This window comes from Rhodoferax sp. GW821-FHT07G04 (assembly GCF_059418585.1).
Window position 1 is genome coordinate 1 of the sequence record NZ_JBWKQD010000024.1, and the last position, 1,144, is coordinate 1,144.

Here is a 1,144-nt window from a genome sequence, read left to right on the forward strand (position 1 = left end):
GGCACGGCCGCCATCAGCGCCAGCTACAGCGGCGACGCCAGCAACGCCAGCACCGGCTCGGCCATCAGCAACGTCACGGTGACCGGTGGCGGCGGAGGAAGCGGTTCGATCACCCTGAGCACCAGCGGCGGCATAACCCTCGGTACGTCGGCAACCAGTGTGACCGCCGGTTCGCCCGTCACACTGACTGCCACGGTTCCCGCGGTCAAGGATGTCAGCACCTTGGGCCTGGTTGCAACTTCCGGGTTGACGGTCTCCGGCAATGTCGTGACCAAAACGTCTAGCACCTACTACTGGGACCAAACGATACATAGTACGGTCGGTTACACGGGTGGCGCCAGTGTCAGTTTCAAGGTTAAGACCTATGAGTGCGACCTCATGCTTGGCCTCAACACCGATCCTGAGAACGACGCCAACTTTGGCAGCCTGGATTGGTGCATCTTTGCCGGAGAGGGACGCTTCAGTGTCTACGAAGGTTCAGGTGGGTACATGAACCTTGCCACCTACACGGCAAACGACGTCTTGAGCGTGACTTACGACGGCAGTACGGTCCGCTATTGGGTAAACGACACGGTTGTGCGCTCGACTACGGCCAATATCACCCAGAAGCTCTACCTCGATGCCAAGGGTGGTTACACCGGGGATCAATTTGAGATTGTGGGCTTCTCCGGCCGCACGACGCCAGCCACCAGCACCAACAACGGCAAGGTCACCTTCTATGACGGCCAGAACGTACTGGGCACCGGTACCGTAACCAACGGTGTTGCAACGCTGACCACAGGCGCCTTGACGACCGTTGGCACCGCCAATATCAAAGCGGTCTACAGTGGCGACAACTACAGTGCCGGAGCCCAATCGGGCGTTGGCACCATCAATGTCACAGCAGCATCCGGTGCGTTGCCCGCCACGACCACGACACTGAGCACTTCAGCTGCGTCCACTACAGCCGGCCAAAGCGTCAACTTCACGGCCAGCGTAGCGGGCGGCACCAACGGCACGCCCCTCACAGGCCTGGTCACCTTCTTCAACGAAGCCGGAGCCATCCTGGGAACCGCGGCGGTGGTTAGCGGCCAAGCCGTGCTCACCGTCAACAACATGCCCATGACAGGCGTGGCCAACGTCAAGGCCACCTACTCGGGCGACG

The 1,144-nt window shown here is 60.8% G+C and carries 1 protein-coding gene; it reads left to right on the plus strand.

The genetic code is table 11. The features are described 5' to 3' along the window. Positions 1 to 1,144 (plus strand): Ig-like domain repeat protein (locus AC07OO_RS25520; protein ID WP_495084988.1); only part of this gene is annotated, 1,144 nt, incomplete at both ends.